A 25,887-nucleotide genomic window follows, 5' to 3' on the forward strand; every position below is an offset into this window, starting at 1 on the left:
AGGCGGAGGCGGCGACACCAACACCGGAGGCGGAGGCGGCGACACCAACACCGGAGGCGGAGGCGGCGACACCAACACCGGAGGCGGAGGCGGCGACACCAACACCGGAACCAACAACACCGGCGACACCACCAGTGGAACTGCTCCCGTAACCCCGGCTGCTGCGCCCGCACAGCCGGTGCCTGCCAAGCAGGTGGCCGCCGTACCAAAGGCAGCACCAAAGGCCGCCCCGGCCGCAGCACCGGTCAGCGTCGGCACAAACCAGGGCTACAACGCTCAAACCGCGGTGGGAGCACCCGACGCCGGCCCCGGTTGGCTTGCAGGCGTGGGAGCAATGGCTGCCGCAGCGGCAGCAGTGGCCGTACGCCGCCGGACCCGTCCAGAGCAGGCCGGCTAGCCGGCAAACCGCCACTACCAGTGGCCCTTTGACAAGGAAGGCGTCCTGCCAGTGCCCGGCAGGACGTCTTCCTTCCAACCCCGCCAACCGTCAGGAGTGCCATGCGCCAGGATCGAAGCCGGCATGCAGCGCCCACGCGGCGCCGCATCCTCCGCTGGAACCGGGGCGATGCGGCCATCCTGCTGTGCGGGCTCCTCGCGTTCCTGTCCTTCACCCTGGGCGCTCCCCTGTTCCAGGCGGCGCCGTTCCATCCGGCATCACCGCGGGCACACGGAGACGCCACCGCCTCAGCAGCCCTGGTTCCAGGCGGCAATGCTTCCGCCAGCCTTGGCTTAGGAAGCGGGGCGGCTCCCATCGCGGAAACCGGCCTGCAGGATGGGTCAGCGCTGCAGGACCCGGTCCCCGGCAGAACGGCAACGGAGGCTGCGCCGGGACCAGAGCTTCCGCCGGCCGCCCAGCCGGTCCGCATCCGTTACCCGTCGGCGACCGTGGACGTGGCCATCCATCCGCTGGACCTGGACGGCGAAGCCCAGTCCAGCCGGACCATAGAACCTCCAGCCACCAAGGACGGCTACTGGCTCACCACGTTTGGCGTTCCGGGCAACGGCTCCGGCAACACCACCTACATCATCGGCCACAGCTGGGAGGGCGCGGACGCTCCCTTCAACCACCTCAGTTCAGCGGCAGCCGTGGGCGACCGGCTCGAAGTGCAAACAGCCGCCGGAACCATCAGCTACCAGGTGGACAGCGTCACCACCTATTTGAAATCAGGGCTCAAAGACAGCCCCGTCTGGGACATGGTGCCCAACCGGCTGGTCCTCATCAGCTGCTACACCGAGGATCCCTGGGGCAAGAACGTGGTGGTCACGGCGTACCCCGCATTGTCCTGAGTCCTTCCTGCCATGCCCCCTGGCACCCGGGGAGTTATGGGCCCAACGTACCTGTTCACAGCCAGCAGGGCGGGCGGACAATTGTCACCATGACATGGGAAAACTTCGACGTCGCCCCGCTGCTGATGGGAATCATGCCTAAACAGCACCCGGAGGTTCTCCGGACTGCGGCCACGCTTGCGGCCCGGCTCTCCGCGCCGCTGGTCTGCGCCTACGTGGACGAAGCCAGCTACCTGGTGGAATGGGATCCCGCCCGTTCCGCCCACCGGCTTTCCCTGCACCCGGACAAAGATGAGGACATGCTGGCGCTGACAACGGAGTTGAAGGAACAGGTCCAGGCGGCAGTGGACAAGCTCCCGTCCGACGGCGGGCCCATCCAGTGGTCCTTCCGCACCCTTTCGGGGGACCCCGCCCGGGCCCTGGCCCAACTGGCGGCCGAAGTGGATGCCCCAATGATCATTGTGGGCACCTCTGAACGCGGATTCACGCACCGGCTCTCCGAAGCACTCAACGGCTCGGTGGGGCAATGGCTAAGCCACCACCAGGGCCGCCCTGTGCTGGTGGTTCCCTACCGGATGCCCGCCCACGAGGACAGGCCCTGAGCGGGAGGATTTCGGGGAAAATACCCATGGTGGAGGCCTGCTTAAAGTAAAGCGAAAGTAGTTATTCGTGGTGCTGGCGCAGGGCCGGTACCAGCCAGTAAGCTGATTCAAGCAAGGCCGGTCCACACCACTGGTAACCGGAATTGCCCAAGAGCTGCTCCGGAGTGCGTATCCCCCAATAACGCACTCCGGAGCTTTTTTGTGTCCTGAAACCGCAGGCCGGACCGTTGCCGGATACCCCTCGGGGGTACTTGCGTCGATACCCCTCCGGGGTATAGGTTCGACCTATGAACGCTATCGAAGAAGCCGTCGCCGCCTTGGAAGGTGAAGCCTCGGCCACGGAGGCCGGCGCTGCAGCCCACCACGGTTACACGGGAAACAAGGATGCATACCTTCGCCGGCTGAAGCGCATCGAGGGGCAGGTCCGGGGCATTGCCCGGATGGTGGATGAGGACAAATACTGCATCGACATCCTCACCCAGGTTGCCGCCGTCACCAAGGCCCTGCACGCCGTCAGCCTCGGGCTCGTCGAGGAACACATCGGCCACTGCGTGGTGGGTGCCGCCTCGGAACCGGACCCGGGAGCACGCGCTGAGGCCATCGATGCCAAGGTCAAGGAAGCCGCCGACGCCATCGGCCGCCTCCTTCGCTGACACCATTCCACACCCAAACCCCGGCCACCGCCGGCACCCTACAAAGGAGCAAGCCATGAGCACCACCTCCCCCACCACCACCATCAGCGTCTCCGGCATGACCTGCGGGCACTGCGTGTCGGCCGTCAGTGAAGAACTCGAAGCCCTGGAGGGCGTTGAAGCAGTGGACGTCGATCTGAACGCCGGCGGCATTTCAACAGTGACCATTACCTCAAGCAAGGAACTCCACCCTTCCGAGATCGGGGAGGCCGTCGCCGAGGCGGGCTACCTGGTCGTCGCCAACGAGGCCTAGAAGCCCCAACACCCCCGGAAAGCTGACATGAGCCACCAAGAACTGCTGCACCAACCCGGTACCCGAATCGTCGAACTGGACATCGAGGGGATGACCTGCGCGTCCTGCGTCAACCGGGTGGAGAAAAAGCTCGGGAAGCTCGACGGCGTGTCGGCAACGGTAAACCTCCCGCTGGAATCCGCCTACGTCACGGTCCCAGAGGGCATCACCGACGAACAGCTAGTGGATACGGTGAACGCTGCAGGCTACACCGCAAGCGTCCGTGCGCCGCGCCGTCCGGCCGGCGATGGCGGGGACTTGCGGCAGCATGCGTCTAAGCGAGGAACGAGCGAGCATGCAGAGCAAGTGTCCGGCGTCGCCGCGCAGCTCCGCCCGCGCCTCATCCTCGCCGCGGTGCTGACCATCCCGGTGTTCCTTGTCAGCATGGTCCCCGCGTTCCAGTTCCCGAATTGGGGCTGGGCGGCGGCGGTGCTGGCGTTGCCGGTGGTCACGTGGGCGGCCTGGCCCTTCCACCGGGCGGCAGCGGTCAATGCGCGCCATCTGGCCTCCACCATGGATACCTTGGTGTCACTCGGGGTGGCGGCCGCTTACCTGTTTTCGGCGTGGCAGCTGCTGGCGGACCCCCGCATGACGGAGCATCCCGGCATGGAGGGCATGCCCGGGGGCCTGTACTTCGAGGTGGCGTCGGTGGTCACCACCTTCCTGCTCCTGGGCCGGTACCTGGAGGCCAATGCCAAGCAAAAGGCAGGCGACGCGCTCCAGGCCCTGCTGAACCTGGGCGCCAAGGACGCCACCGTCCTGCGTGGCGGCCTGGAAGAGAAGATCCCTGCGGACCGCCTGCAGGTGGGCGATGTCCTGGTGGTCCGGCCGGGCGAGAAGATCGCCACCGACGGCGTGGTGGTGGACGGCGCCTCCGCCGTGGATGCCTCCCTGGTCACGGGTGAGTCCGTCCCCGTCGAAGTGGGCCCGGACAGCCGCGTCACCGGTGCAACCATCAACACCTCCGGCCGCCTGCTGGTCAAGGCAACACGGGTTGGCTCGGAAACCACGCTGGCCCAGATGGCACGCCTGGTATCGCAGGCACAGACCGGCAAGGCCCCCATCGCGCGGCTCGCCGACCGCATCAGCGCCGTCTTTGTCCCGGTGGTCCTGGCCATCGCCGCCCTGACGTTCATCCTCTGGCTGGTCCTCGCCGGCCCGGGAGCCGACGGAAGCAACCTGCGGGAGGCATTCACGGCCGCCGTCGCGGTCCTTGTGATCGCCTGCCCATGCGCACTGGGCCTGGCCACCCCGGTTGGCCTGCTGACGGGCACCGGCCGGGGTGCACAGCTGGGCATCCTGATCAAGGGCCCGCAGGTACTGGAGGACACCCGAACCGTGGACACCATCCTGCTGGACAAGACCGGAACGGTCACCACCGGCGTCCTGGCCGTGGACGCAACGGCAGCGTTCCCCGGCTTCCAGGAAGGGGACGTCCTCCGGCTCGCCGGGGCCGTTGAAGCCGCCAGCGAGCACCCGGTGGCCCGCGCCATTGCGGCAGCAGCAGCTTCCGCCGCACCTTTGGCCCATACAGGGCACGACGGCGGCGCGTCGCCTTCCGCGCGCTTGGCGGCAGTTCACTTGCCGGCAGTCCAGGGGTTCAGTTCCGCCCCCGGCGGTGGCGTATCGGGGACCGTCGAGGGCAGGCGCGTGATGGCTGGGCGGAGCGGCTGGCTGGAGCAGAACGGCATTGCCCTGGACGCCGGCCAGCATGCGCAGCTGGCGGCTGCCGAGGAGGGCGGCGCCACGGCCATCTGCGTCGCAGTGGATGGGACACCGGCCGGAATCATCAGCCTCAGGGACAGTGTCAAGGAAGGTTCCGCCGCCGCCGTCGACCGGCTGAAGGCGTTGGGCCTGCGGCCCATCCTGCTGACCGGGGACAACGCCGCCGTCGCCGCCCGGGTGGCTGCCGCCGTCGGCATCGCTCCGGACGATGTCCAGGCCGGTGTCCTGCCAGAAGGGAAGGTGGAGGCAGTCCGGAAGCTCCAGGCGGGCGGGGCCACGGTGGCCATGGCCGGGGACGGCGTCAATGATGCCGCAGCCCTTGCACAGGCGGACCTCGGAATTGCGATGGGCTCCGGTACTGACGTGGCCATCGAAGCCGCCGACCTGACCGTGATGGGCAACGACCTCGCCCAGGTGGCCCAGGCCATCGAACTGTCCCGGAAGACCCTGGGCACCATCAAAACCAACCTGTTCTGGGCGTTCTTCTACAACGCGGTGGGCATCCCGGTGGCCGCCCTGGGCCTGCTCAACCCCATGATCGCCGGCGGGGCCATGGCGGCCAGCTCGGTCCTGGTGGTGGCCAACTCGCTGCGGCTGCGCAGCTTTGGGAAACGCTGAGGACTCAGGCGGCGCCGTAACGAACCGCGGCGCGCGCCCTGGCCTTGGCCGCTTCGGCCTCCCGGTCCTTCGGTGGAGCCTGCGTCACCAGGGAATCCAGCAGGTGCTGCGTGATGTGGGCTATCTGGTGCACGGCCTCGTCAAAGGCCTCCTGGTTGGCCTTGGACGGTTTGGTGCTGCCGCTGACCTTGCGGACGTACTGCAGCGCGGCGGCATTCACCTCCTCGGACGTGGCGTGCGGCTCGAAGTTGTGGAGGGTTCGGATATTCCGGCACATAACGCCATGCTAGGCTCTTCCAACGCCTGGGATCGACCCCCTTTTTCATGGTCTTCACCCGGCGTCGATGGGGAGCCCGGCATGGGCAGGGCTGCCCATCGACACTGTTGGGGGGCCGGGATAGGTTTTAGGCAATGGATCTTCCGGATGAGCCGGGGGGCCGCTGGGGATGCCGATCTGGTTCGGATCCACTACCTAACAAGGAGAAACTGATGGCTATTTGGGGTGCAGACGTTGAGCAGCTTCGCCAGCTCGGCAGCAAGCTTCAGGCAGGGGCGTCCGAGATCGAGACGCAGAAGTCCACTCTTACCAAGGTCCTGAGCGGCACCGACTGGAAGGGCCCGGACGCTGACAAGTTCCGCCAGGAGTGGTCCGGAACCCACACCACCATGCTGACCAAGGTTGCCGAGGCACTGAAGGAAGCCGGCAGCCAGGCCAAGCGCAACGCCGAGCAGCAGAGCCAGGCATCGAACTAGGCTTATTGCCACATTTTGGCGGGGCAGGGACACCAAAAGGTGTCCCTGCCTTTTTGGTTGGCGTCCGACGGCGGCCCCTGGCTTGGCGGGCCTTCTCGCCTAGGGCACGGGCTCGACGTCGTTCGCGTGGTCCAGCGGCGACGCCGGCACTTGGGTGCCCCTGCCGCCGTCGTTGAAAGCCGCAGCGGCGGACAAACGCAACTCGTCGAGCCGGACCAGGATGACCCCGCCCACGATCAGCAGGCCGCCCACGAGCTGGATGGCACCGGGAAGTTCCCCCAGCAGCAGCCACGCCCAGACCACGGCGAACAGCACCTCGGTGAGTGACACAAAGGACGCCACTTTGGAGCCGAGGGCCCGGGCCGCCATCACTCCCGAAACGTACGCGAGGACGGTGGCCAGCACCACCAGCCCGGCAAGCGAAACCCACCATGGCACGGTCCATGGGCCAAGGGCTGTGTCCGCAGTGCCGAAGGCCATGGGCAGCAGGCCCGTGGCGGCAGCGAGCCACATGACCGCCGCACCCACCATGAGGCCGCCGGAGGCCAGCACGATGGGCGGCAACGTGTCGTTTTCCTTTGCCGTGATGAAGAAATAGATGGCCAGGCAGACCGCGGCCGCCATGCCCCACAGCACACCCACCAGGTCAACCTTGACGGCCCCGGTCAGGTCAAGGACCAGCACCAGCCCGGCCAGGGACAGCAGCGTCCCACCCGCAGTCAAAACGCGCGGGCGCCGGCGGCTCGCGACCCAGAGCCACAGGACGATAATTACCGGGGCCAGGTACTCCAGCAGGAGCGCGACGCCCACGGAGAGCCGGGCCACCGCATTGAAGTAGAACAATTGACAAGCCGCCACCCCAATGAGCCCGAACAGCACGATGGTGAGCCAGTTGTCCTTCAACTGGCCCCAGCGGCCCTTCAGTGCCCATGCTGCGGGCAGCGCAAGGATCAGGGCGGCTCCCGTCAGGCGGGCCGTCACGGCGGCCCCCGGCGTCCAGCCGGTTTCCAGCAGCGATTTGGCGAAGGATCCGGACAGGCCAAAAACAGCAGAGGAAAACAGCGCCATACCCAGCCCGGAGGCCTGGAAGCCGGTACGCCGGGTGGGCAGTTCCCGTGCGGGAGTGTGGTTTTGGGCGGCAGGCACCGTCGCCTCCTGTCAGGAGTAAAGTGGGGTAACGCCCATGACACTACGCTTGGGTGCTGTAAGGAGTCAACATGGTTTTCGCCCCTGACACTGAAGTGGCGCTGCGGACGGTGCTGAACCTCATCAACACATCCGCAAACGGCAGGGAAGGGTTGGCCTCCGTTGCGGACCTGGACAGCTTCCTGGCCGCGGAGGGATTTTCCGGTTCCCGCAGCCGGGATGCCGGGGAACTGGAAAGCGTGCGGCAGTTGCGGCGGGAACTGTGGGCACTGTGGACGGCGGATGAGGACGCCGCCGTGGAGACGGTCAACCGGCTGCTCCGTGATGCCAACGCGCTGCCGCAGCTGATGAAGCACGACGGATGGGACTGGCACCTTCATGCCACGGCGCCGGAGGCACCCCTTGCGGACCGGATGAGCACCGAGGCAGCCATGGCCCTGGCTGATGTAATTCGCAGCAAGGAGATGGAGAGGCTGCGGGTGTGCGGGTCAGAGGACTGCGATGCGGCGGTGCTGGACCTGAGCCGCAACCGGTCCAAGCGGTACTGCGATACCGGCAACTGTGCCAACCGGGCGCATGTTGCGGCCTACCGGGCCCGGCAGGCTGCCGCCGGTTAGCGGTTACGGTGCACGTTGTCCCGGGATCCGGGCTCCGGCGGCATCAAAGTGCCGCAGCTACCGCTGGGGCGTGCCGTCCGTGTCCTCGCCGGATGCGGGCGGGTTCTGGCTGCCGGGAGCACCAAAGCCGTGGCCCGGGGGTGCCTGGGATGGCCTCTTAGGTGCCGAGCTCAGGTTCACCCCTGATCCCTTGCCCAGGTGTTCGGCGTTCTCCTTGTAGCTCATCGACAGCATTGCGGCCACCACCAGGGTGGCAATAAAGGCGATGCCGGCGGCGGTGAAGGCAAGGTCGAACCGGGGTGCGCGGGCGCTTCCCCCGGAGGCGAAGATCAGCACTGCAACGAAGGCGACGACGGCCCAGAATGCCGAAAACATCAGCGGCCCCTTCACCGAGGTCCGCAGCCTGCGCGGTTTTCCTTGATGCTGGTCAGCCACAGTGGTTCCTCCCTGCAGGCGGCGCACGGGCGGCCTGGATTATGAATTACGGTGTTGCGCCGGATTTTCTACACAAAGTAGAAGGGCGCTCCTCCTAGTTTACGGCTTCCCCGCGCCGGCACGGGCATCGTGCCGCAGCGTCAGTCCGGAAAGTACCCACAGGACGCCGGAAATAATGGCGCCTCCACCGGCCACGCCCAGCAGTGCATGGGCGCCCAGGTTGATGAAGAAGGGCAACAGCACTGCAGTTCCGATCCCGATCGCGCCGGACGCGATCCAGTCGCGGGCAAGATCATGGCGCCCCCTGTACTGCAGGCCGCAGGCAAGCTCGAGAATGCCGGCCACGCCCAGGCCCAGGGCTGCGATCACACCGAACAGCAGGTCACTGTGCAGGAGGAGCACGGCAAAACCGGCGCCCGCCAGGACGGCTGCGCCGGCGGACAGCAGCTTGCCGGGCGCCGAATTCTGCGCGAAGCCGGCTGCAGGGACGGTCCGCAGGGAGAGCAGGCCGGACGCCAGGAGGTAGAGTCCACCGGCCCAGCCCATGACCTCCACGGACGGTGACGTCCAGAAGACGGTAATGGCACCAAACACCAGGGCGACGGCGGCGCGGAGCAGGACCGGCTTCCAGAGGTAGTTACGGGGCGTGGTTCCGGGAGCAGCGCCCGCGGGGGTGGATGGTTGCGTCACCGGTCCAGTTTAGTGGCGGCAGCTCGAAGATCTAACCGGGCTGCGTCCCGCCGGATCGTCATGCTGCGCCACGCCCCAGGGCAGAACCTCACTGTCAGGCAGAGCCCAGCACCATCCAGCGGTCCGACCGGGCACGCAGGCCAAGGGTCACGGCACGCGCCGCCATGTACCCCAGCGCGAAGGCCACCCAAAGCCACGCGAGCCCGGCGCTGCCGGCAGCACCCGACAGCGCAACCCCTGCCAGGAGCGGCGCGTAGACCGCAAGGTTCACCAGCCCCGCCAAGGCGAGGTACCGGGCGTCCCCCGCGCCGATCAGCACACCATCCAAAACAAACACGTAGCCGGCGATCGGCTGCCCGGCCGCCAGGATCCAGAGGGCAATGGTGAGCACCTGCTGCACTTCGGGATCCGTGGTGAACAGCACTCCGGCCCACGGGGCGGCCGCTGCCAACAGCAGGCCCGTCACCACGCCGAAGCCCGCACCCCAGCGGATCATCGTCCGGGTCAGCAGCCGGGCCCTGTCCGCATTGGACGCACCAAGCTCCTTGCCAATGAGAGCCTGCGCAGCGATCGCCAGGGCATCCAGGGCGAACGCCAGGAAGGAAAAGATGGTCATGGCCAACTGGTGGGCGGCAAGGTTGACCTCGCCTTGGGCCGTCACCACCAGCACCGTGGCCAGGATGGCGGCGCGCAGGCTGAGCGTGCGCAGCATCAGCCAGGATCCCACCCGCGTCGTGCTGCGGATCCCGCGCCAGCTGGGAAGCAGGCTGACGCCATGCCGGACGGCGCTGCGCCGCACCATCACCACGTAGACACCCGCCATGGCCCACTGTGCCAGGCTGGTCCCCACCGCCGAGCCCACCACGGACATTCCCAGGCCGTACACAAGCCACAGATTCAGGACGATATTGACAGCGAATCCTGCCGTGGCCACCACCAGCGGCGTGCGGGTATCCTGCAGTCCGCGGAGCGCGCCGGTGCCCGCGAAGATCAGGAGCATTGCCACCAATCCGGGCATGGACCAGCGGAAGTAGTCGATGGCAAAGGTCCGGACGCTTCCCTCGGCGCCCATCAGGTCGATCAGCGGCTCTGCCGCCGCGAAGCCCGCCACGGCGAGGAGCACGCCGAGGAGCAATGCCAGCCAGACGCCGTCGCGCCCTGCCGCAAGGGCTTTGCCCAACTGCCCGTCACCAATGGCGCGGGCCACGGCGGGCGTGGTGGAGTAGGCCAGGAAGACCATGAGTCCGACGGCGGTCTGCAGCACCGCGGATGCCAGCCCCACACCTGCGAGCTGGGCAACACCAAGGTGCCCCACGATGGCGGAGTCCGCCAGCAGGAAGAGTGGTTCAGCCACCAGCGCGCCGAAGGCCGGGACGGCAAGGCGGAGAATCTCGCGGGCATGGCCCTGGGTGCCGGTCACGGCGGCGGGAGCGGGTTGTTGGGGCACGGTGCCAGCTTAATGGTGACCGGAGACAGTGAGGCCCGGGGCATGAGAAAGGCCACAGTCCGTCACAATTAGTTGACAGTTCAACTATTAGCTTGGGAGGGTGGTATCCATGAACCAGTCACGACTCACCACCACCGCCCTCGCCGCCCTGCGCATCATCCTCGGCTTCCTGTTCGCAGCCCACGGATGGCAGAAGTTCAATGAATGGACCATCGCCGGCACCCAGGCATCGTTCGCCAAGATGGGCGTACCGGCAGCGGAGGTCATGGCACCCGCCATCGCCGTACTGGAACTCGCGGGCGGCATTGCCCTCATCCTGGGGATCCTCACCCGGGTGGTGGCCGCCCTCCTCGCCCTGGACATGCTGGGCGCCCTCTTCCTGGTGCACGCTCCCGCCGGCGTCTTTGCCGCCAACGGCGGCTACGAACTCGTCCTGCTCCTGGCGGCGGCCGCATTCGCCCTGGCACTCACCGGCGCCGGCCGGCTTTCCCTGGACCGCGCCCTCTTCGGCCGCGGCAATTCCCGGCTGGCCGTCCTGGCCTAGGAACACCTGCCCCAAAGCGTCCGACGGCGGCTGGCCACCCAAGGTGCCCGGCCGCCGTCGGGCATTTAAGGCGCTGCCCCAAGGCCCTCCGGACGCGCCGGCCCATCTCCGACAGAACATTCGGGACCCGTCGGGAAAGTTGGGAAAACGCTTGCTAAGGCGGTGTGAGGGCTGGTAAACCATAAGTTGTTGCAGCGAGAGCTGCATCACCCGCACCCAGGTCTCAGTTATCCACAACGGGTATTTCCCCGGAACCTCATTCCCCGCGCTTTGATCCAACTGGAACGCTGGCGCGTACTTGAATCGTTCCAATACCGCTCCCTGGGAACCGCTTTGCCGCTCATCGAAGGAGATGTCAGTGAACAAACCCCCGCAAGCGATCCCCCGGCCCCCGGAAGGGCCGCCATCCCGCAGACGCCCCGCCATGTCTGCCGTACGTGCGCTGACGGCCACAGCAGCGTCAGCCGCCCTGGCCTTCACCGGCCTGCCCGCGGTCCAGGCCGAGACTGCACTGCCTCCCGTGGGAAGTGGATTCAAGTTCGACTTTGGCCCCGGCGCAACCGCCGAGGGCTATACAGCCGTGGATGCCGGCGCGCAGTATTCGGCGGCAGCAAAATTCGGTTTTACGGACACCACCGTCACCTCCGGCGCTGACCGCAGGACGGGTGATGCCCTCCGGTCCGACTTCGTCCAGGCCCAGGGCAGTACCTTCCTGGTTGACCTGCCCAATGGCGACTACACGGTAAAGCTCATCGCCGGCGACGCCACGGAAGCGACAAACATCGCCATTACCGCGGAGAAAATCGCCAAAGTTCAGGCCACGGACAAGCCTGCAGGCCAATACCTGGAGATGGAATTCCCCATCTCCCTGGTGGACGGACAACTCAACCTCGACTTCAGCGGTACTGCCGCCAAGATCAATTCACTGGTCATCGCTGCGCGGGCCCCCCGCACGGCCACCACCGACCCCGGCGTCTACCTTGCGGGCGACTCCACTGTCCAGACCTACGATGCCGGGTACGTTCCGCAGGCGGGCTGGGGACAAATGATTGACCGCTACTTCGACAGTGCGGTGACGTTCCGGAACCATGCCATCGGCGGCCGGAGCTCCAAGAACTTCATCAGCCAGGGCAGACTGGACGAGATCCTTCGCGTGATCAACCCCGGGGACTACCTGATGGTGCAGTTCGGCCACAACGACGCCACCATCGGCGTTGACGACCGCTACGCCTCCCCCGCCGACTACAAGGAATACCTGCGGACCTATGTCCACGGGGCGCGCCAGCGCGGCGCAGTCCCCATCCTGGTCACCCCTGTGGGCCGGCGCGATTACGACGAAGCCACCGGCAAGTTCAACGTCAGCTTCCCGGAATACGTCGCAAAGATGCAGGAGCTGGCAGCCGAGGAGAGCGTGGCCCTGGTGGATCTCTCCGCTTCCAGCCGCGCCTACTACGACGCCATTGGACCCGAGGACACCAAGTCTGTGTTCCTTCATGTGGACGCCGGGATCTACCCCAACCGGCCCACCGGAACCGTGGACAACACGCACTTCCAGGAGTACGGCGCCATCCAGATCGCACGCCTGGTGGCCAACGGGGTGAAGCAGCTCAACCTTCCCCTTGCTGCGCGCGCCAAGGAAATCGCGCCGCCGTCGTCCGTTCCCGCACAGCCGCAGGGCCTGGTGGCGGGCAGCATCTCGAACGCCGGCGCGCTCTTGAAATGGCAGCCGGTTGACGGCGCGGACATCTACAAGGTGTACCGGAAGCTGGCAGCCGAACCGGACAGCGAATACAAACTCACCACGACGGCGACGGTAGCCACCGCCAACCTCGCAGGCCTTGCTGAGGGCACGGCGTACAGCATCCGGGTGGCGGCCATGAACGGCAAGGGCCTCTCCGAGCCCAGCTCACCACTGGCGGTCACCACAAAGCTGGCCAAGTACAAGTTTGACTTCGGTCCGGCCGGAGCGCCGGTGGAGCCCGGCTACACCGAAGTCAACCGGACCATGCCCTACACACCCGGGCGTGGATTCGGCTTCAAGGACATCTCCGTGCTCAGCGACCGGGACCGGGGCGCCGTCACCAGCAACCTCCTGCGCGACTTCGTGCTCAGTGGGTCCAGCTTCGAATTCCAGCTTGACGTGCCGAACGGCACCTACGCGCTCAAGACCTACCACAGCGACTGGATCGGCTCCACCAGGACCGATGTTGCCGCCGAGGGCACGCCGTTCGGACAAGTGTCCTCCAGCAAGGCTTCGTCCGCCACCAAGATCATCAACCAGGTCCTGGTCACCGACGGCCAACTGAACCTCACCATCAGCGGTTCCGGCCAGCGGTTGAACGGGCTGGAGGTGACCCCGCTGCTGGTGGGGCCCACCAACCTCCACACCACCGCTGTCAATGCCGCAGCCGAACCGCCCACTGTGGACCTGGCCTGGGACGCGGTGCCTGACGCGGATTCGTACAAGGTCTTCCGGCAGGCATCCTTTGAGACCGAACCCCAGGTCATCGCGTCCGGCGTGAAGGACGCGGCATACCGGGACACCACCGCATTTGCAGGGCTGAACTACAAGTACTTCGTCACCGCCGTCGACAACACCGGCCTGGAATCGGTTCCCTCCAACACGCTGGAAACCGCCCTGGTGGATCCCGCCACCCCGGCGCCCGCAGCCCCCGGCAAGGTGGATGTCAAAGCCGTGGAAAAGACGAGCGTCATCCTGAAATGGCAAAAAATCAAGGATGCCGCGGCCTACCAGGTGTACCGCTCCACCTCCCCGGACGGCCCCTTTGAGTACGCAGGCCGCGCCACTGAGGTCAATTTCACGGACTTCACCGTCCTCACCACCATCCGTTACTACTACCGCGTCACGGCAGTGAACAAGGGCGGCGAATCTGCACCCTCCCCTGTGGTGGGCACGGAGAAGGTCACCGTGGTGAACCGGCAGATGGAGAACCTGGACCGTGCACCGGTGGCCCTGCTCACCGGCGACGGCGTGCGGGTGGGCTGGCGCATGCTGGGCCTGGACCCGGAGCAGGTGGGCTTCCACGTCATCCGTGACGGCGTCCAGCTCACCGACGAGCCGATCCGGGACAGCACCACGTTCCTGGACCCGGCAGGAACGGCTTCCTCCACGTACGTCATCAAGGCAGTGGGCAACGGCGGGGACCAGCTGACCGCAGAGTTCCAGCCAATGTCCCGGAACTACCTGGCGGTCAAGCTCGACAAACCGGCGGACGACTACACCAAGGACGGCCAGCCCTACACCTACTCCGCCGGCGACGCCAGCGTGGCGGACCTGGACGGCGACGGGACCTACGAGATCCTCCAGATGTGGTCCCCGTCCAATTCCAAGGACAACTCGCAGTCCGGTTACACCGGAACCGTGTACGTCGATGCCTACAAGATGGACGGCACCAAGCTCTGGCGGATCAACATGGGCCCCAACATCCGTGCCGGCGCCCACTACACCCAGCTGCTCGCCTACGACTTCGACGGCGACGGCAAGGCCGAAGTGGCCATGAAGACGGCTGACGGCACGCGTGACGCGGCCGGAACGGTGATCGGAAACGCCGGCGCTGACTACCGCAACAGCAGTGGCTACGTGCTCACCGGACCCGAGTTCCTCACGGTCTTCCACGGAGCCACCGGCACCATCATGGACACTGTGCCCTACGATCCTCCCCGCGGAGACGTGGGCGCGTGGGGCGATACGTACGGAAACCGGGTGGACCGGTTCCTGGGCGCCGTGGCCTACCTTGACGGCGAGCACCCCTCCATGATGTTCAGCCGCGGCTACTACACCCGGACCGTGCTGGCCACCTATGACCTGGTGGGCGGCAGGATCAGCAAGCGCTGGACCTTCGATTCGGATGTTGCCGGTACCCAGTACCGCGGCCAGGGCAACCACAACATGTCCGTCCTGGACGTGGATGCTGACGGCAAGGACGAATTCGTCTTCGGTTCCATGACCATCGACGACAACGGCAAGCCCCTCTACAGCACCGGCCTGGGCCACGGGGACGCCATCCACACGAGCGACTTCGATCCGTCCCGTCCCGGGCTGGAGACCTTCGCCGTGCACGAGGAAATGGGCGCCAGCGGAAACCTGGGTGCCACCTTCCGGGATTCGAGGACCGGTGAGGTGCTGTGGAGCATCCCCGCCGTCAAGGACACGGGCCGTGGTGCCATGGGAGACGTGGACCCCCGCTATCCCGGCGCCGAGGGCTGGGCCATCGGCGGCGACGCTGCCTGGAATTCCCCCGTAGGGCAGATGCGCTCCGTCAAGGGTGAGCTGATCTCGGAAAAGATCCCCGCGGCCAACTTCCTGGCGTGGTGGGACGGCGACCTGCTGCGCGAAATTGTCGACCACGACTGGGATGCAGCAACCAACAGCGGAACACCCAGCATCGCCAAGTGGAACTGGGAAACCCAGTCGAGCGACCGGTTGCTCACCGCAACGGGTGCCAAGTCCAACAACGGCACCAAGGGAACGCCTGCCATCCAGGCCGATCTCCTTGGCGACTGGCGGGAGGAAATTGCCTGGCCCTCGGCGGACAGCACCGAGCTGCGCATCTACACCACCGCCGCTTCCACGGACGTCCGGCTCCGGACCCTCATGCACGATCCCGTGTACCGGCAGTCCGTGGCCCGCGAAAACGTGGCCTACAACCAGCCCCCGCACCCGGGCTTCTTCATCGGGGCGGGGATGGAACTGCCGGCCCAGCCGGACATCGTTTACACCCGCCGCTAAGCCCTGCACCCACAGCTGCCCCGTCCGCCGTTTCGGCGGGCGGGGCAGTTTGTTTCGGGCCCAACCGGCCGGTAACCCGGGCCCTCAGTAAGATCGCAGCATGACTGAGACCGGCCGTCCCAACTCCGTGACCCTCCGCTTCCTCGCAGCACCCATGGACGTGGGGCACAGCGGCTCGGTGGACGCGGGGACGGTGCTCGAATGGGTGGACAAGGCCGCCTATGCTGCGGCGGTGGGCTGGGCCAAGTCCTACTGCGTGACCGCCTACGTGGGAAACATCCACTTCGCCGATCCCGTCAACAGCGGCGACATGGTGGAGGTGGAAGCCACCATCGTCTACACCGGCCGGTCCTCCATGCACATCCACACCGTGGTTTCCTCCGGCGACCCGAAGGGCGGCCCTGCCACCATGCGCAGCCAATGCATGGTGATCTTCGTAGCTGTCGGCGAGGACGGCAAGCCCATCCCGGTGCAGCAGTTCGAACCAAGCACCCCGGCTGAGATAGAGCAACGGGACCACGCGCTGGCCAGGATCAAGGTCCGGGAACAGATCGTCGAAGCCATGAACCGGCAGGAATATACAGACGCCGGTACCGCCGAACGCGTGACGCTGAGGTTCGTGGCTGCCCCCACCGACGTGAACTGGGGCGGCAAGGTTCACGGCGGCATCGTCATGAAATGGATCGACGAGGCCGCGTACGTGTGTGCCTCACGCTACTGCGGGATGGATACCGTGGCGGTCTTCTCCGGCGGCGTGCGCTTCTACCGCCCGCTGCTGATCGGCCACGTGGTGGAGGTGGAGGCCCGGCTGGTTTACACCGGAACCAAGGGAATGCACATCGCCGTCCACGTCCGTTCCGGCGACCCGAAAGGCCGCGAACTGGCCCTCACCACGTACTGCCTCACCGTGATGGTGGCGCGCGACAACGAGGGCAACTCCGTGCCTGTTCCCGCCTGGGTGCCGGTCAGTGATGAAGACAAACGGCTGCACGACCATGCGCGCGAACTCCTGGAGATCCGGGGAACAGCGCCGGGCAACCGCCTGCCGAACCACCTGCTCACGCAGGGCTGACCTAGAAGCCGCCACCGCCGGTGTCGCCAGCCATGTTGGCGAAGCGGGAATAGTGGCCCTGGAAGGCCACCACGATGTCCTTGGTGGGGCCGTTACGGTGCTTGGCCACCAGGATGTCCGCTTCCCCGGCACGGGGTGATTCCTTGTCATAGACGTCTTCGCGGTGGAGCAGGATGACCATGTCGGCGTCCTGCTCAATGGAACCGGACTCGCGGAGGTCAGACACCATGGGCCGCTTGTCCTGCCGCTGTTCCGATCCACGGTTTAGCTGGGACAGGGCGATCACGGGGACCTGGAGTTCCTTCGCAAGCAGCTTGAGTGCACGCGAAAACTCGGAGACTTCCTGCTGGCGGGACTCCACCTTCTTTCCCGAGCTCATGAGCTGCAGGTAGTCCAGGATGACCAGCTTGAGGTCATGCTGCTGCTTCAGGCGGCGGCACTTGGCCCGGATTTCCATCAGGGACATATTGGGGCTGTCGTCAATGAACAGGGGGGCATCATTCATGCGGCCCATGGTGGTGGCGATCTTGGACCACTGCTCGTCCTTGATGGTTCCCTTGCGGAGGTCCTGGAGGCCAATGGTGGCCTCGGCGGACAGCAGGCGCATCGCGATCTCGTTCCGGCCCATTTCCAGGGAGAACATCACTGTGGAGAGATTGTTCTTAATGGCCGCGGAGCGGGCAAAGTCCAGGGCGAACGTCGACTTACCGACAGCAGGGCGGGCCGCGATGACGATCATCTGGCCCGGGTGGAGCCCGTGGGTGAGTTCGTCGAGCTCGTAGAAGCCCGTTGGCACGCCGGTCATGCCCTCTCCGCGGTGGCCGGACGCCTCGATCTCGTCCACCGTGGACTCCATGACGTCCTTCAGAACCACGTAGTCCTCGGCGGTGCGGCGCTCGGCGACGGCGTAAACCTCCGCCTGCGCCTGGTTGACCAGGTCCTCGACCTCTCCGTCCGAGCCGTAGCCCAGCTGGACGATCTTGGTTCCGGCGTTCACCAGCCGGCGAAGGACTGCCCGTTCGGCCACGATCTCCGCGTAATAGCCGGCGTTGGCTGCGGTGGGGACGGTCTGGATCAGTTCGTGCAGGTAGGCAGGGCCGCCGATCCTGTTGATCTCCGCGCGCTTGGTGAGCTCATCGGACACGGTAACCGCATCCGCAGGCTCCCCGCGGCCATAGAGGTCGATGATGGCCTCATAAATGGTCTCGTGCGCCGGACGGTAGAAATCCTGCCCGCGGAGGATCTCAACGACGTCGGCGATGGCATCCTTGGACAGCATCATGCCGCCCAGGACCGACTGTTCGGCAGCAATGTCCTGCGGAGGCTTCCGGCTTGCGTCCGATCCACGGGTTGCCTCGACAGGGTCCAGATGCGCGATTGACAAAGCTGCCGTCCTCCATTTGTGCCGGGCCTGGCGGCCCGGCGATCCATCCTGTTTGCGGCAGCCGATAACCGGCCCCGCTACCTGTCCAGGTCTACCCGCAGGCCCTGACAATCAAGCGCCGGCGAATCCGGACGCCACGCTCCGGCCCGGAGTTATCCCCACAATCCACAGCTTTTCCACAGAGACGCGTAGGAGGCGGTCCGCCGGGGTCCGAACCATGGCAGGAACGCCCTGTTTGGGCCGTGGAGAACAGGTACCCCGCTACGCTAACCGCCGCGGCCCCAGCGGCAAAGCCAGCAGTCCGCACATGCTGTGGATAACCTGTGCACTACAGGGAATACCTTGTGCACAGTCTGTGGGGAACTCTGTGGATATCAACTTTTTTTGGGGCGTTCCATGGCGCTGACCTGCGGAAACACTCGCACCAGCATGTGGAGTAAATATTTCTTCCACGGAATTTCATCCACAGGCCCTGGAGGGGGCACTCAGGGGAAAGAGGGTGGAAGGCGCTGGCCGGGGAGTGTTTGGCCGGCCACGTGTCGCTCCTCATATTCCCGGCCGGACGTTTGACCTGCCGCTACGGGCCCTGTATGCGAAGCAGTGAATATTGCTGTGGATAACTGCGATCTGGAATAAGCTCTACATATGGGCGATCTACTGCTGGTCCTGTTGCCGGCGATAGTTTTGGTGGCGCTTATGTGGGGCATTGCCACCGCCCTGCGGCCGCGCGATGGCGGGACGTCGGAGGCCGAAAAGTACCAGCGCGAACTCGCTGAGCGTTCTGCCCGGCACTACGCCGCCCAGGTCGAAGCGGCCACCGCCGCACGCGCACGGCTGGAGGCGGCCACCCACCCAAGCCAAAACCGGCAGCAGTACATCCAACAGCAGGAACATGGCTGGGCGAATGGCCAGCCAGGCAACAACACCTGGCGAGGGCCAGGAAGTACATAGAACGGATCATGAAATGGAATCGCTTGTGGTCCCGGTCCTTATCCTGCTCACCGTGGTCGCGGGGGTCACGCTCGCTTACCGCGCCGCCCGCAGCCGCAAAGCAGCCCACGCCTCCTCCCACACCCAGCCTGTTGCCACACCGCAGGAACTGGCCCGTGCTGCTGCAGCCCGGCTGTCCGAAGATGAACACCGCCGACTGTATGCCTTGATCGCGCAGGGCCAGGCCATGGCTGCCATCAAGCTCTACTACGAGGTCACCGGAGACGGGCTGAGGGCCTCGCGCGACGCCGTAGGGGCCCTGGCGGCACACCCGCAGCCCTACCGGAGCCCGGAGCCGGCGCAGGCGCCCGAGGAGGACGACGACGAGCCGCAGCGGTTTCCGTACCGCTACAGGGCGATCGCCAGCAAGGGGGACGTAACCCGCGAAGTGAGCAGCAACATGCTTAACGACGAGATCTACGGCAGGATCCGCACCCTGGCCCGCAGTGGTGACACCGAAGCCGCAGCCACTGCACTAACCAGGCACTCTGACATCTCCCTGAAGCAGGCCCGGGAGTTCATCGCATTGCTGGACGACTGAGACGCTTTCAAAGCAAGCCCGGGCCCCCTACGGTCCATAGGCCAGCATGCAAAAGGAGGCCGGGACCGCATCCTCACGGATACAGTCCCGGCCGTCCTGTTTATTTGCCCATACCTGGCTCAGGGCCAGGATGAGTCGGCTGCAACCCGGCCTACCCGGCGCCGCCAGTGGAATCGTAATAGGACCAGTACCGGTTTGTGGCATTCACATCAGCGAGCACCAGCAGACCGCTGTTGGCCGTGCCACGGGCAGAACTGTTGAGGTTCTGCTTCGTCGACGTCACGTTATGCACATACTGGTCGGCGTCCACGATACGGGCCGTCTTCGTGGTGGTGAATTTAAGGTCGCTCAGTGATGCGGATTTCTCGTAGACCGCACCCCCCGAACTGGTGCAGACACCGGCGTTCGTAGTACCACTCGGCTTCGGGTAGGTCGCAAAAGTACGCACCTTTTTCGCGTACTCGTCAATCATGACGATCACCCTGTTCGGGCACTCAGCCACGGTGGCAATCGTGCTTGCAGTCCAGGTTGAAGTCGACGTATTCAATGACAGCAGCTGGATCAGCGGTTGGGACGATGATGTGTACGAGGTTTTGATTGCAGCAAAGACCTTGTCTGCCGTAGCGTCCAGCCACTTCAGGTTCATGTGGTCGTCGCCGCTCCGCTGCCCCTTCACCGCCGCAACCGGCGTGGTCCAGGTGGTTTTGGACGCTCCGTCGACGTGGTAGCTCCAGTACATGCCGTCAGTGGAGTCCCCCACCTGCCTGCTCCACATCACGCCGATCTTGTTGCCGCTATAGGCGATCACAGCCGAGTTATCGTCCACGGACACACTGCTCAATGACGCCGGATGGGCGAACGGGGTGCCCCACGTGGCACCATCCGTGCCAGTGACGTTCATATAGATCCGGTTCCCCTGCTGCCAGGTGGCCCAGATACGGCCTGTGGAGTCCTTATCAATGGAGATGGTCTCGATTTTTTGGTTGTTGATTTGGGTCGATCCCAGACTCGTGTACGACTTGGTGCTCGAGTTGTAGCTGTAGCGCCGCATCGTCGTCGGGAAGTTCGGTTCGGCCGGCAGGCCGTCGTTGACGAACCGGAAGCTCGCGACATACAACGTCTTCCCGTCCCACAGCACGTCATGATGGGTGTTCGCCCGGGACTCGGTCACCACACCCGTACTGGTCCACGACTTTGTCGAGGCATTGAACCGGAAGATGCGGAAGCTGGAACTGGCTGCATCCCACAGGTTCCCCCACCAGATCCCGTCGTTGAACCACAACGAATTTGTTTGCCGCTTGGTACCGGTCGGCGTCCCCGTTCCTGAGTGCGACGGGCCTTCCGCTCCCACGTCACCTGTGGCCGCGGATGCGCCCACGGGTGCCACCAGCCCAGCAAGCACAACCAGCAGCGCTGTCAGCAGTGCGGGCAACCCCAGCCGGGATCGACGCAAGCGGCCGCTCCCAGGACTGGCAGGTCCCCTTCTGCAAAAAGGCCAGGAAGCTCTGGCAGCGTGATCGTGCCCGTCCCCGTCGGATATTTGATGGTCTCTCAACTTCACTCCCCGGTGTTGAATTATCAGTCAACCCCCAGATTGCTCAGTGTTGGCTGTGGAGCCACCAAAAACAATCCCCGGCGCGCCCCCTAAACCCTGCGGCCCCGAGCCCCTAACCCCCGAGTCTCCACAGGGAGTGACGTCAGTTCCATCGCTGGCCCGGCAGGATGCGGGGCCGACCGCCGGTCAGCGGCCCCCGGAAATGCCGGCCAGCAGCTGCTCGAACGGAAGGGACTCCAGCGGGGCGGGCTTCCGGCCGGGCTGCGGCCCTTCGAGCAGTCGCGCGAGCTCAGCGGCGGCCCGCTCGATCCGGTCGGCGAGTGACGCCCCGCCCTCTTCGGCGGTTCCCCAGTCCTGCGGTCCGGCGAAGACGCCGGTTGCAGCGATGCGTGTGCGGAGGTAACTGAACAGCGGGCGAAGCGCGTAGTCCAGGACCATCTGGTGCCGGTCCGTACCGCCCGTGGCACCCAACAGTACCGCCTTGCCGTCCAGTGATTTCGGGTCGAGGACGTCCATGAAGGATTTGAAGAGACCGCTGTAGGAGGCGCTGAAGACCGGCGTCACGGCAATAATGCCGTCCGAGGCCTCCACGCCGGCAATGACCTGCGCCAGGCGTGGCGCGGCGTAACCGGTGACGAAGTTGTTGGCGATATCCACGGCCAGGTCCCGGAGTTCGACGACGTCCACGGCCACCTCGTAACCACTTGCCCTGAGCTGCCGCTCGGCAGCGGCCGAAAGCTGGTCAGCCAGCAAGCGGCTGGATGAAGGTACGCCCAGTCCTGCGGAAAGGATGGTGAGACGGCGGGTTTCCATGGCGTTCTCCTGGTTCTCGTTCAGCATACATGCAAATGCATCTACACTCCTGAACTGCCGGCGGCAGGGAACTATTCCCGGACACCAACTCCAGCCCACTGGATCAGAGCAGGACACTCCCCCGGATGCACGTGGTGGAATCACCGCCCACCCAGATGTCCCCGCCCTCAGCACTGACGTGGATGCGCCCGGACCGGCCCAGGACGGTCCCCTGCGAGGCGACGTACTCCTCCGGTGCCCTGCCGCTTCCAATGAGCCACTGGGCGGCACCAGCGTTGAAGCTGCCGGTGACCGGATCTTCCGCCATGGCATCACCAGGCAGGAAGGTGCGGACTTCGAAGTCGGTACCGGCGCCGGGCTCGTGGGGCCCGATGACGCCGATCTTCAGGTCACCCATCGCCGCCTGGTCCGGCTCAAGAGCCAGCACCTGCGCGGCTGACTCCAGCAGGACACCGATCCATTCGGGGCCATTCACCAGCCATGACGCGTCAACAATGCCCGAAGCGGGCAACCGCAGCGCCTCGGCCAGCTGCCGGCGCACAGCTGCATCCACCGGGCCGGAACGTGTCAGCGGCGGTGCCGCGAAAGCCAGCCTCCCGCCGTCGCGCTTTATCCGGACCAGCCCGGCGGCGCACTCCTGCACCAGGTGGCCGTCTGACTGGGGTACTCCCCCGGCCTGCAGCCAGGCGTGCGCCGATCCCAGCGTGGGATGGCCTGCGAAGGGGAACTCCTCGGTGCCGGTGAAAATCCGGACCCGGTAATCCGCGAGGGGATCCTCGGGAGGCAGGAGGAAAGTGGTCTCCGAAAGGTTGGTCCAGTTGGCGAAGTGCTGCATTGTTGCCGTGTCCAGCCCTTGGGCGTCAAGCACGACGGCGAGCGGGTTGCCGCGGTAGGCCTGGCCGGCGAAGACATCTACTTGGTGGAAGGGGCGGCTGCGCGGTGTCGGTTTCACCGGAGCAGGCTACCACCGGACAACGAAAGACCCCCGCCGCCGGAACCGGCAACGGGGGTCTTCTGATGCAGTTGAGGACTACTTTCCTGCAACCACGTCGAGTTCGATCACAGCAGCAACGTCAGCGTGGAGGCGGACGTTGGCCTGGTAGGAACCAACCGACTTGATGTGGGCGGGCAGTTCAACCTTGCGCTTGTCGATCTTGCCGAGGCCGGCGGCCTCAACAGCGTCGGCAACGTCGCCCTGCTTGACGGTGCCGAACAGGCGGCCGGACTCGCCGGCCTTGACGACCAGCTTGACCGGCTTTGCGGACAGTGCAGCGGCCTGCTTCTGAGCATCTTCCAGGGAAGCGTGCTCGCGGGCGGCGCGGGCAGCCTTGATGGACTCAACCTGCTTCTCGCCACCCTTCGACCAGGTCAGGGCGAAGTTGCGGGGCAGCAGGTAGTTACGTGCGTAACCATCCTTGACCTCGACAACATCGCCAGCAGCACCGAGACCGGTTACTTCGTGGGTCAGAATGAGCTTTGCCATGTTAGTTAATCCCTTCCTTAGCCGCGGCCAGCGCCGGAGTAAGGCAGCAGAGCAACTTCGCGGGCGTTCTTGATTGCCTGGGCGATCTTGCGCTGTTCCTGCACCGTGACGCCAGTGACGCGACGGGCGCGGATCTTTCCGCGGTCGGAGATGAACTTGCGCAGCAATGCTACGTCCTTGTAGTCGATGACAGTGATGTCAGCGGCCTTCAAGGGGTTGGACTTTGGTTTGGGCTTACGGAGTTCAGCCTTAGCCATCGTGGAGCTCCTATTCTATGGAGCCCGTGGATATTGATCCACGGGATGGTGGTGGTCCGACGGCGGCAGTACCCTGGGTGCCTTTCGGCACCCCGGCAGCCCCGCGCCGGGCCGTTGTTTGGGTTTTAGAAGGGAGGTTCGGAATCGGGGCCGTTGCCCCAGCCACCTGCATTGGAGACTCCGGGCGTAGCCCAGGGGTCGTCCTGTGCAGCCTGCTGGTTGCCGCCGCCCCAGCCTCCGCCGGCGTTGCCGCCCTGGTTTCCACCAGAGTTGCCTCCGCCGAAGCCACCGCCGCTGTTGCCGCCGCCGAAGCCGCCCCCACCCTGTCCGCCTGAGCGCTGGGTGCGGTTGACCTTGGCATTGGCGTAGCGCAGGCTGGGGCCGATCTCGTCGACCTCAAGCTCGATGACGGTGCGCTTTTCGCCTTCTTTTGTTTCGTAGGAACGGCTCTTCAAGCGGCCGGTAACGATGACGCGCATACCCTTGGTCAGGGATTCGGCAACGTTCTCGGCTGCTTCACGCCACACAGCGGCGCGGAGGAACAGGGTCTCCCCGTCCTTCCACTCGTTGGACTGGCGATCAAAGGTACGGGGGGTGGAAGCGATGGTGAAGTTCGCTACTGCCGAACCGGACGGTGTGAACCGCAATTCCGGGTCATTGGTGAGGTTACCGATGACCGTAATGGTGGTCTCGCCTGCCATCTACTGCCTCCTTGTTCGATCCTGGGTGAAGAGTGCGTGTCCTGCGGGGTAAAGAATGAAGAAAGGTGCTGAATTACTCAGCAACAACCTTCTGCTCTTCGGGGCGGGTGATCTTGGTGCGCATGATGGTCTCGTTAAGAGACAGCTGGCGGTCAAGTTCCTTGGCGGTTTCCGGCTTGGCGGTGAAGTTCACCACGGCGTAGATACCTTCGGACTTCTTCTTGATGTCGTAGGCCAGACGGCGACGGCCCCAGATGTCAACCTTTTCGATGGTTCCACCATCGTTGGTGATGACGTTCAGGAACTTCTGAAGCGACGGCTCAACGGTACGCTCTTCGACCTCGGGGTCGATGATTACCATCAATTCGTAAGGACGCATATGTGAACCCACCTCCTTTGGGCTAAGCGGTTACGGCATTTCCGTAACAGGAGGTTCATTTGCGATTCCGTGCGATGCCCCGCTTCCGGAACGGAGGCAGGACGCAGCACAGACTTCAATATCTTAGTGCATTTGGACCCGATAGGCGATTCGCGCTTGACTCAAGGTTAGTGGCGTGTTGCAGCACGTGCAGTCCGTGCCATGGGCTATGTGGAAAACCAGGCCTATCATCTGACGTATGCGTCGACCCCTGATGGCCTTTGGCATGGCGGCCCTGTTCCTGTCCGGGTGCTCGCCTACTTCAGCCCAACCCATGACGGACTCCGCCGCGGCACAGCTGCACTGGGGCATGCCGATTGCCGGCGACGAGTTCAACTACGCCGGGGCTCCGGACGCCGCCAAGTGGTCCGTGTACGACAGTGACGGCCACGCGGGGAACGGCATTCGCAGTCCCCGGCAGGTATTGGTGGATGGTTCCAAAATGGTCATCACCGGAACGCCGGACGGGACAACCGCCGGGATCAGCGCCAGGTTCGGCCTGCAGCAGTACGGCCGCTGGGAGGTCCGCGCGGCCGGTTCCGGTGACGATGAATACCATCTGGTGTCGATCCTGTGGCCGGACAGTGGAAATTGGCCTTGTGACGGCGAAATCGACTACGCAGAGACAACGGGCGACTGGAACCGGATCAGTTTCTTCCATCATTACGGATGTTCGAACTCGAAGACGTCCATTGCCAAGGCCCTCGACGTCAACGAGTTCCACAACTACGCAGTTGATTGGTCTCCCCAAGGCATCGTTGGCTACATCGACGGGGTGAAGTGGTTTGAAGACAACGACCCCGCCCACCAGCCTCCCGGTTCAATGCACCAGACGCTGCAACTGGACTGGTTTCCGGACAGCACTCCCAACGGACCCGGCGAGATGCGGGTGGACTGGGTCCGCGTCTATGCGCAGGGTACCCCCTCTACCTGACCCCTGAAGGGGCTAAACCCCCAACGTACGTAATGCGGCAGTCAGAGCTGCCCCTCCACCCCCGGCCCTGCCGAAAGCGCGCCTTTCCCCACGTAGGAGGCGATACAAAAGGCGAGTACTCACTACCGGTGTTTACCTGCC

25 protein-coding genes and 3 pseudogenes are annotated in these 25,887 nt (G+C 65.2%); 15 read left to right on the plus strand and 13 right to left on the minus strand.

Annotated features, from left to right (window positions below):
- The 6 genes and pseudogenes from ASG86_RS20805 to ASG86_RS14785 form a co-directional block, all read left to right on the plus strand.
- Positions 1-397: pseudogene (locus ASG86_RS20805) on the plus strand (hypothetical protein); the annotation flags it as partial.
- A 101-nt stretch (positions 398-498) separates the two neighbouring features.
- Positions 499-1,287: a class F sortase gene (locus tag ASG86_RS14765; protein ID WP_056335840.1), complete on the plus strand. Its 789-nt coding sequence runs from the start codon at positions 499-501 to the stop codon at positions 1,285-1,287.
- An 89-nt stretch (positions 1,288-1,376) separates the two neighbouring features.
- Positions 1,377-1,889: a universal stress protein gene (locus tag ASG86_RS14770; protein ID WP_056335843.1), complete on the plus strand. Its 513-nt coding sequence runs from the start codon at positions 1,377-1,379 to the stop codon at positions 1,887-1,889.
- Positions 1,890-2,176: 287 nt separating this feature from the next.
- Entirely contained in the window at positions 2,177-2,542 is a 366-nt protein-coding gene (locus tag ASG86_RS14775; protein WP_056335846.1) for a metal-sensitive transcriptional regulator, read from the plus strand.
- A gap of 55 nt (positions 2,543-2,597) precedes the next feature.
- Positions 2,598-2,834 (plus strand): heavy-metal-associated domain-containing protein, encoded by a 237-nt coding sequence (locus ASG86_RS14780; RefSeq protein ID WP_056335849.1) that lies wholly within the window; start codon positions 2,598-2,600, stop codon positions 2,832-2,834.
- 27 nt (positions 2,835-2,861) lie between these two features.
- Positions 2,862-5,216, plus strand: coding sequence for a heavy metal translocating P-type ATPase (locus ASG86_RS14785; protein WP_056335852.1), 2,355 nt, complete (start codon positions 2,862-2,864; stop codon positions 5,214-5,216).
- Positions 5,217-5,220: 4 nt separating this feature from the next.
- Here ASG86_RS14785 and ASG86_RS14790 read toward each other — a convergent pair whose 3' ends face one another.
- Positions 5,221-5,493 carry a DUF2277 domain-containing protein gene (locus ASG86_RS14790; RefSeq protein WP_056335855.1) on the minus strand — a complete coding sequence of 91 codons (273 nt, stop codon included), beginning with the start codon at positions 5,491-5,493 and terminating at the stop codon, positions 5,221-5,223.
- Positions 5,494-5,705: 212 nt separating this feature from the next.
- Between ASG86_RS14790 and ASG86_RS14795 the strand changes: the two genes are divergently transcribed.
- Complete coding sequence (locus ASG86_RS14795; RefSeq protein WP_056335858.1) at positions 5,706-5,969, plus strand: WXG100 family type VII secretion target; 264 nt, start codon at positions 5,706-5,708, stop codon at positions 5,967-5,969.
- Between the two features lie 99 nt (positions 5,970-6,068).
- On the opposite strand, the gene ASG86_RS14800 is transcribed toward ASG86_RS14795, so the two are convergent.
- The gene (locus ASG86_RS14800; protein ID WP_156386195.1) at positions 6,069-7,115 is read right to left on the minus strand and encodes an EamA family transporter; all 1,047 of its coding nucleotides are present in this window, start codon (positions 7,113-7,115) and stop codon (positions 6,069-6,071) included.
- A 71-nt stretch (positions 7,116-7,186) separates the two neighbouring features.
- Here ASG86_RS14800 and ASG86_RS14805 point away from each other — a divergent pair, with 71 nt between their 5' ends.
- Positions 7,187-7,732: a CGNR zinc finger domain-containing protein gene (locus tag ASG86_RS14805; RefSeq protein ID WP_056335861.1), complete on the plus strand. Its 546-nt coding sequence runs from the start codon at positions 7,187-7,189 to the stop codon at positions 7,730-7,732.
- Positions 7,733-7,789: 57 nt separating this feature from the next.
- Here ASG86_RS14805 and ASG86_RS14810 read toward each other — a convergent pair whose 3' ends face one another.
- The 3 genes from ASG86_RS14810 to ASG86_RS14820 form a co-directional block, all read right to left on the minus strand.
- On the minus strand, positions 7,790-8,167 hold the full coding sequence (locus ASG86_RS14810; protein ID WP_056335864.1) for a hypothetical protein: 378 nt from the start codon (positions 8,165-8,167) through the stop codon (positions 7,790-7,792).
- A gap of 99 nt (positions 8,168-8,266) precedes the next feature.
- Positions 8,267-8,857: a hypothetical protein gene (locus ASG86_RS14815; RefSeq protein ID WP_056335866.1), complete on the minus strand. Its 591-nt coding sequence runs from the start codon at positions 8,855-8,857 to the stop codon at positions 8,267-8,269.
- Positions 8,858-8,951: 94 nt separating this feature from the next.
- A complete protein-coding gene (locus ASG86_RS14820) occupies positions 8,952-10,277 on the minus strand; it encodes an MATE family efflux transporter (RefSeq protein ID WP_056335870.1) in 1,326 nt (441 codons plus the stop codon).
- 136 nt (positions 10,278-10,413) lie between these two features.
- Between ASG86_RS14820 and ASG86_RS14825 the strand changes: the two genes are divergently transcribed.
- The 4 genes and pseudogenes from ASG86_RS14825 to ASG86_RS14835 all read left to right on the plus strand — a co-directional run bounded on the left by ASG86_RS14825 (position 10,414) and on the right by ASG86_RS14835 (position 16,670).
- Positions 10,414-10,848, plus strand: a complete 435-nt coding sequence (locus ASG86_RS14825) for a DoxX family protein (protein ID WP_056335873.1) — start codon at positions 10,414-10,416, stop codon at positions 10,846-10,848.
- Positions 10,849-11,272: 424 nt separating this feature from the next.
- Positions 11,273-13,156, plus strand: a pseudogene (locus ASG86_RS21220) (GDSL-type esterase/lipase family protein); the annotation flags it as partial.
- A 630-nt stretch (positions 13,157-13,786) separates the two neighbouring features.
- Positions 13,787-15,598, plus strand: a pseudogene (locus ASG86_RS21225) (rhamnogalacturonan lyase); the annotation flags it as partial.
- 100 nt (positions 15,599-15,698) lie between these two features.
- The gene (locus ASG86_RS14835; protein ID WP_056335880.1) at positions 15,699-16,670 is read left to right on the plus strand and encodes an acyl-CoA thioesterase; all 972 of its coding nucleotides are present in this window, start codon (positions 15,699-15,701) and stop codon (positions 16,668-16,670) included.
- 1 nt (position 16,671) lies between these two features.
- Here ASG86_RS14835 and dnaB read toward each other — a convergent pair whose 3' ends face one another.
- Positions 16,672-18,054, minus strand: a complete 1,383-nt coding sequence (gene dnaB / locus ASG86_RS14840; protein WP_056335884.1) for a replicative DNA helicase — start codon at positions 18,052-18,054, stop codon at positions 16,672-16,674.
- Between the two features lie 645 nt (positions 18,055-18,699).
- On the opposite strand from dnaB, the gene ASG86_RS14845 reads away from it, so the two are divergent.
- Positions 18,700-19,005, plus strand: a complete 306-nt coding sequence (locus tag ASG86_RS14845) for a hypothetical protein (RefSeq protein ID WP_056335886.1) — start codon at positions 18,700-18,702, stop codon at positions 19,003-19,005.
- A 13-nt stretch (positions 19,006-19,018) separates the two neighbouring features.
- Positions 19,019-19,585 carry a hypothetical protein gene (locus ASG86_RS14850; protein ID WP_056335890.1) on the plus strand — a complete coding sequence of 189 codons (567 nt, stop codon included), beginning with the start codon at positions 19,019-19,021 and terminating at the stop codon, positions 19,583-19,585.
- Between the two features lie 151 nt (positions 19,586-19,736).
- Here the strand turns inward: ASG86_RS14850 and ASG86_RS14855 are convergent, their stop codons facing one another.
- From ASG86_RS14855 to rpsF, 7 genes are all read right to left on the minus strand, one after another.
- Positions 19,737-21,038 carry a hypothetical protein gene (locus ASG86_RS14855; RefSeq protein WP_056335893.1) on the minus strand — a complete coding sequence of 434 codons (1,302 nt, stop codon included), beginning with the start codon at positions 21,036-21,038 and terminating at the stop codon, positions 19,737-19,739.
- Between the two features lie 288 nt (positions 21,039-21,326).
- Complete coding sequence (locus tag ASG86_RS14860) at positions 21,327-21,953, minus strand: FMN reductase (RefSeq protein ID WP_056336124.1); 627 nt, start codon at positions 21,951-21,953, stop codon at positions 21,327-21,329.
- Positions 21,954-22,056: 103 nt separating this feature from the next.
- Entirely contained in the window at positions 22,057-22,905 is an 849-nt protein-coding gene (locus ASG86_RS14865; protein WP_056335896.1) for a PhzF family phenazine biosynthesis protein, read from the minus strand.
- A gap of 78 nt (positions 22,906-22,983) precedes the next feature.
- Positions 22,984-23,436 (minus strand): 50S ribosomal protein L9, encoded by a 453-nt coding sequence (gene rplI, locus ASG86_RS14870; RefSeq protein ID WP_018769834.1) that lies wholly within the window; start codon positions 23,434-23,436, stop codon positions 22,984-22,986.
- A 17-nt stretch (positions 23,437-23,453) separates the two neighbouring features.
- Positions 23,454-23,693, minus strand: coding sequence for a 30S ribosomal protein S18 (gene rpsR, locus ASG86_RS14875; RefSeq protein WP_003800144.1), 240 nt, complete (start codon positions 23,691-23,693; stop codon positions 23,454-23,456).
- Positions 23,694-23,818: 125 nt separating this feature from the next.
- Positions 23,819-24,394, minus strand: a complete 576-nt coding sequence (locus ASG86_RS14880; RefSeq protein WP_056335900.1) for a single-stranded DNA-binding protein — start codon at positions 24,392-24,394, stop codon at positions 23,819-23,821.
- A gap of 73 nt (positions 24,395-24,467) precedes the next feature.
- Positions 24,468-24,773 carry a 30S ribosomal protein S6 gene (gene rpsF / locus ASG86_RS14885; RefSeq protein WP_015939036.1) on the minus strand — a complete coding sequence of 102 codons (306 nt, stop codon included), beginning with the start codon at positions 24,771-24,773 and terminating at the stop codon, positions 24,468-24,470.
- Positions 24,774-25,011: 238 nt separating this feature from the next.
- On the opposite strand from rpsF, the gene ASG86_RS14890 reads away from it, so the two are divergent.
- Positions 25,012-25,746: a glycoside hydrolase family 16 protein gene (locus ASG86_RS14890; protein WP_235565191.1), complete on the plus strand. Its 735-nt coding sequence runs from the start codon at positions 25,012-25,014 to the stop codon at positions 25,744-25,746.
- Positions 25,747-25,887 lie beyond the last annotated feature (141 nt).

It is taken from the genome of Arthrobacter sp. Soil764 (assembly GCF_001428075.1).
Lineage (GTDB): Bacteria > Actinomycetota > Actinomycetes > Actinomycetales > Micrococcaceae > Arthrobacter.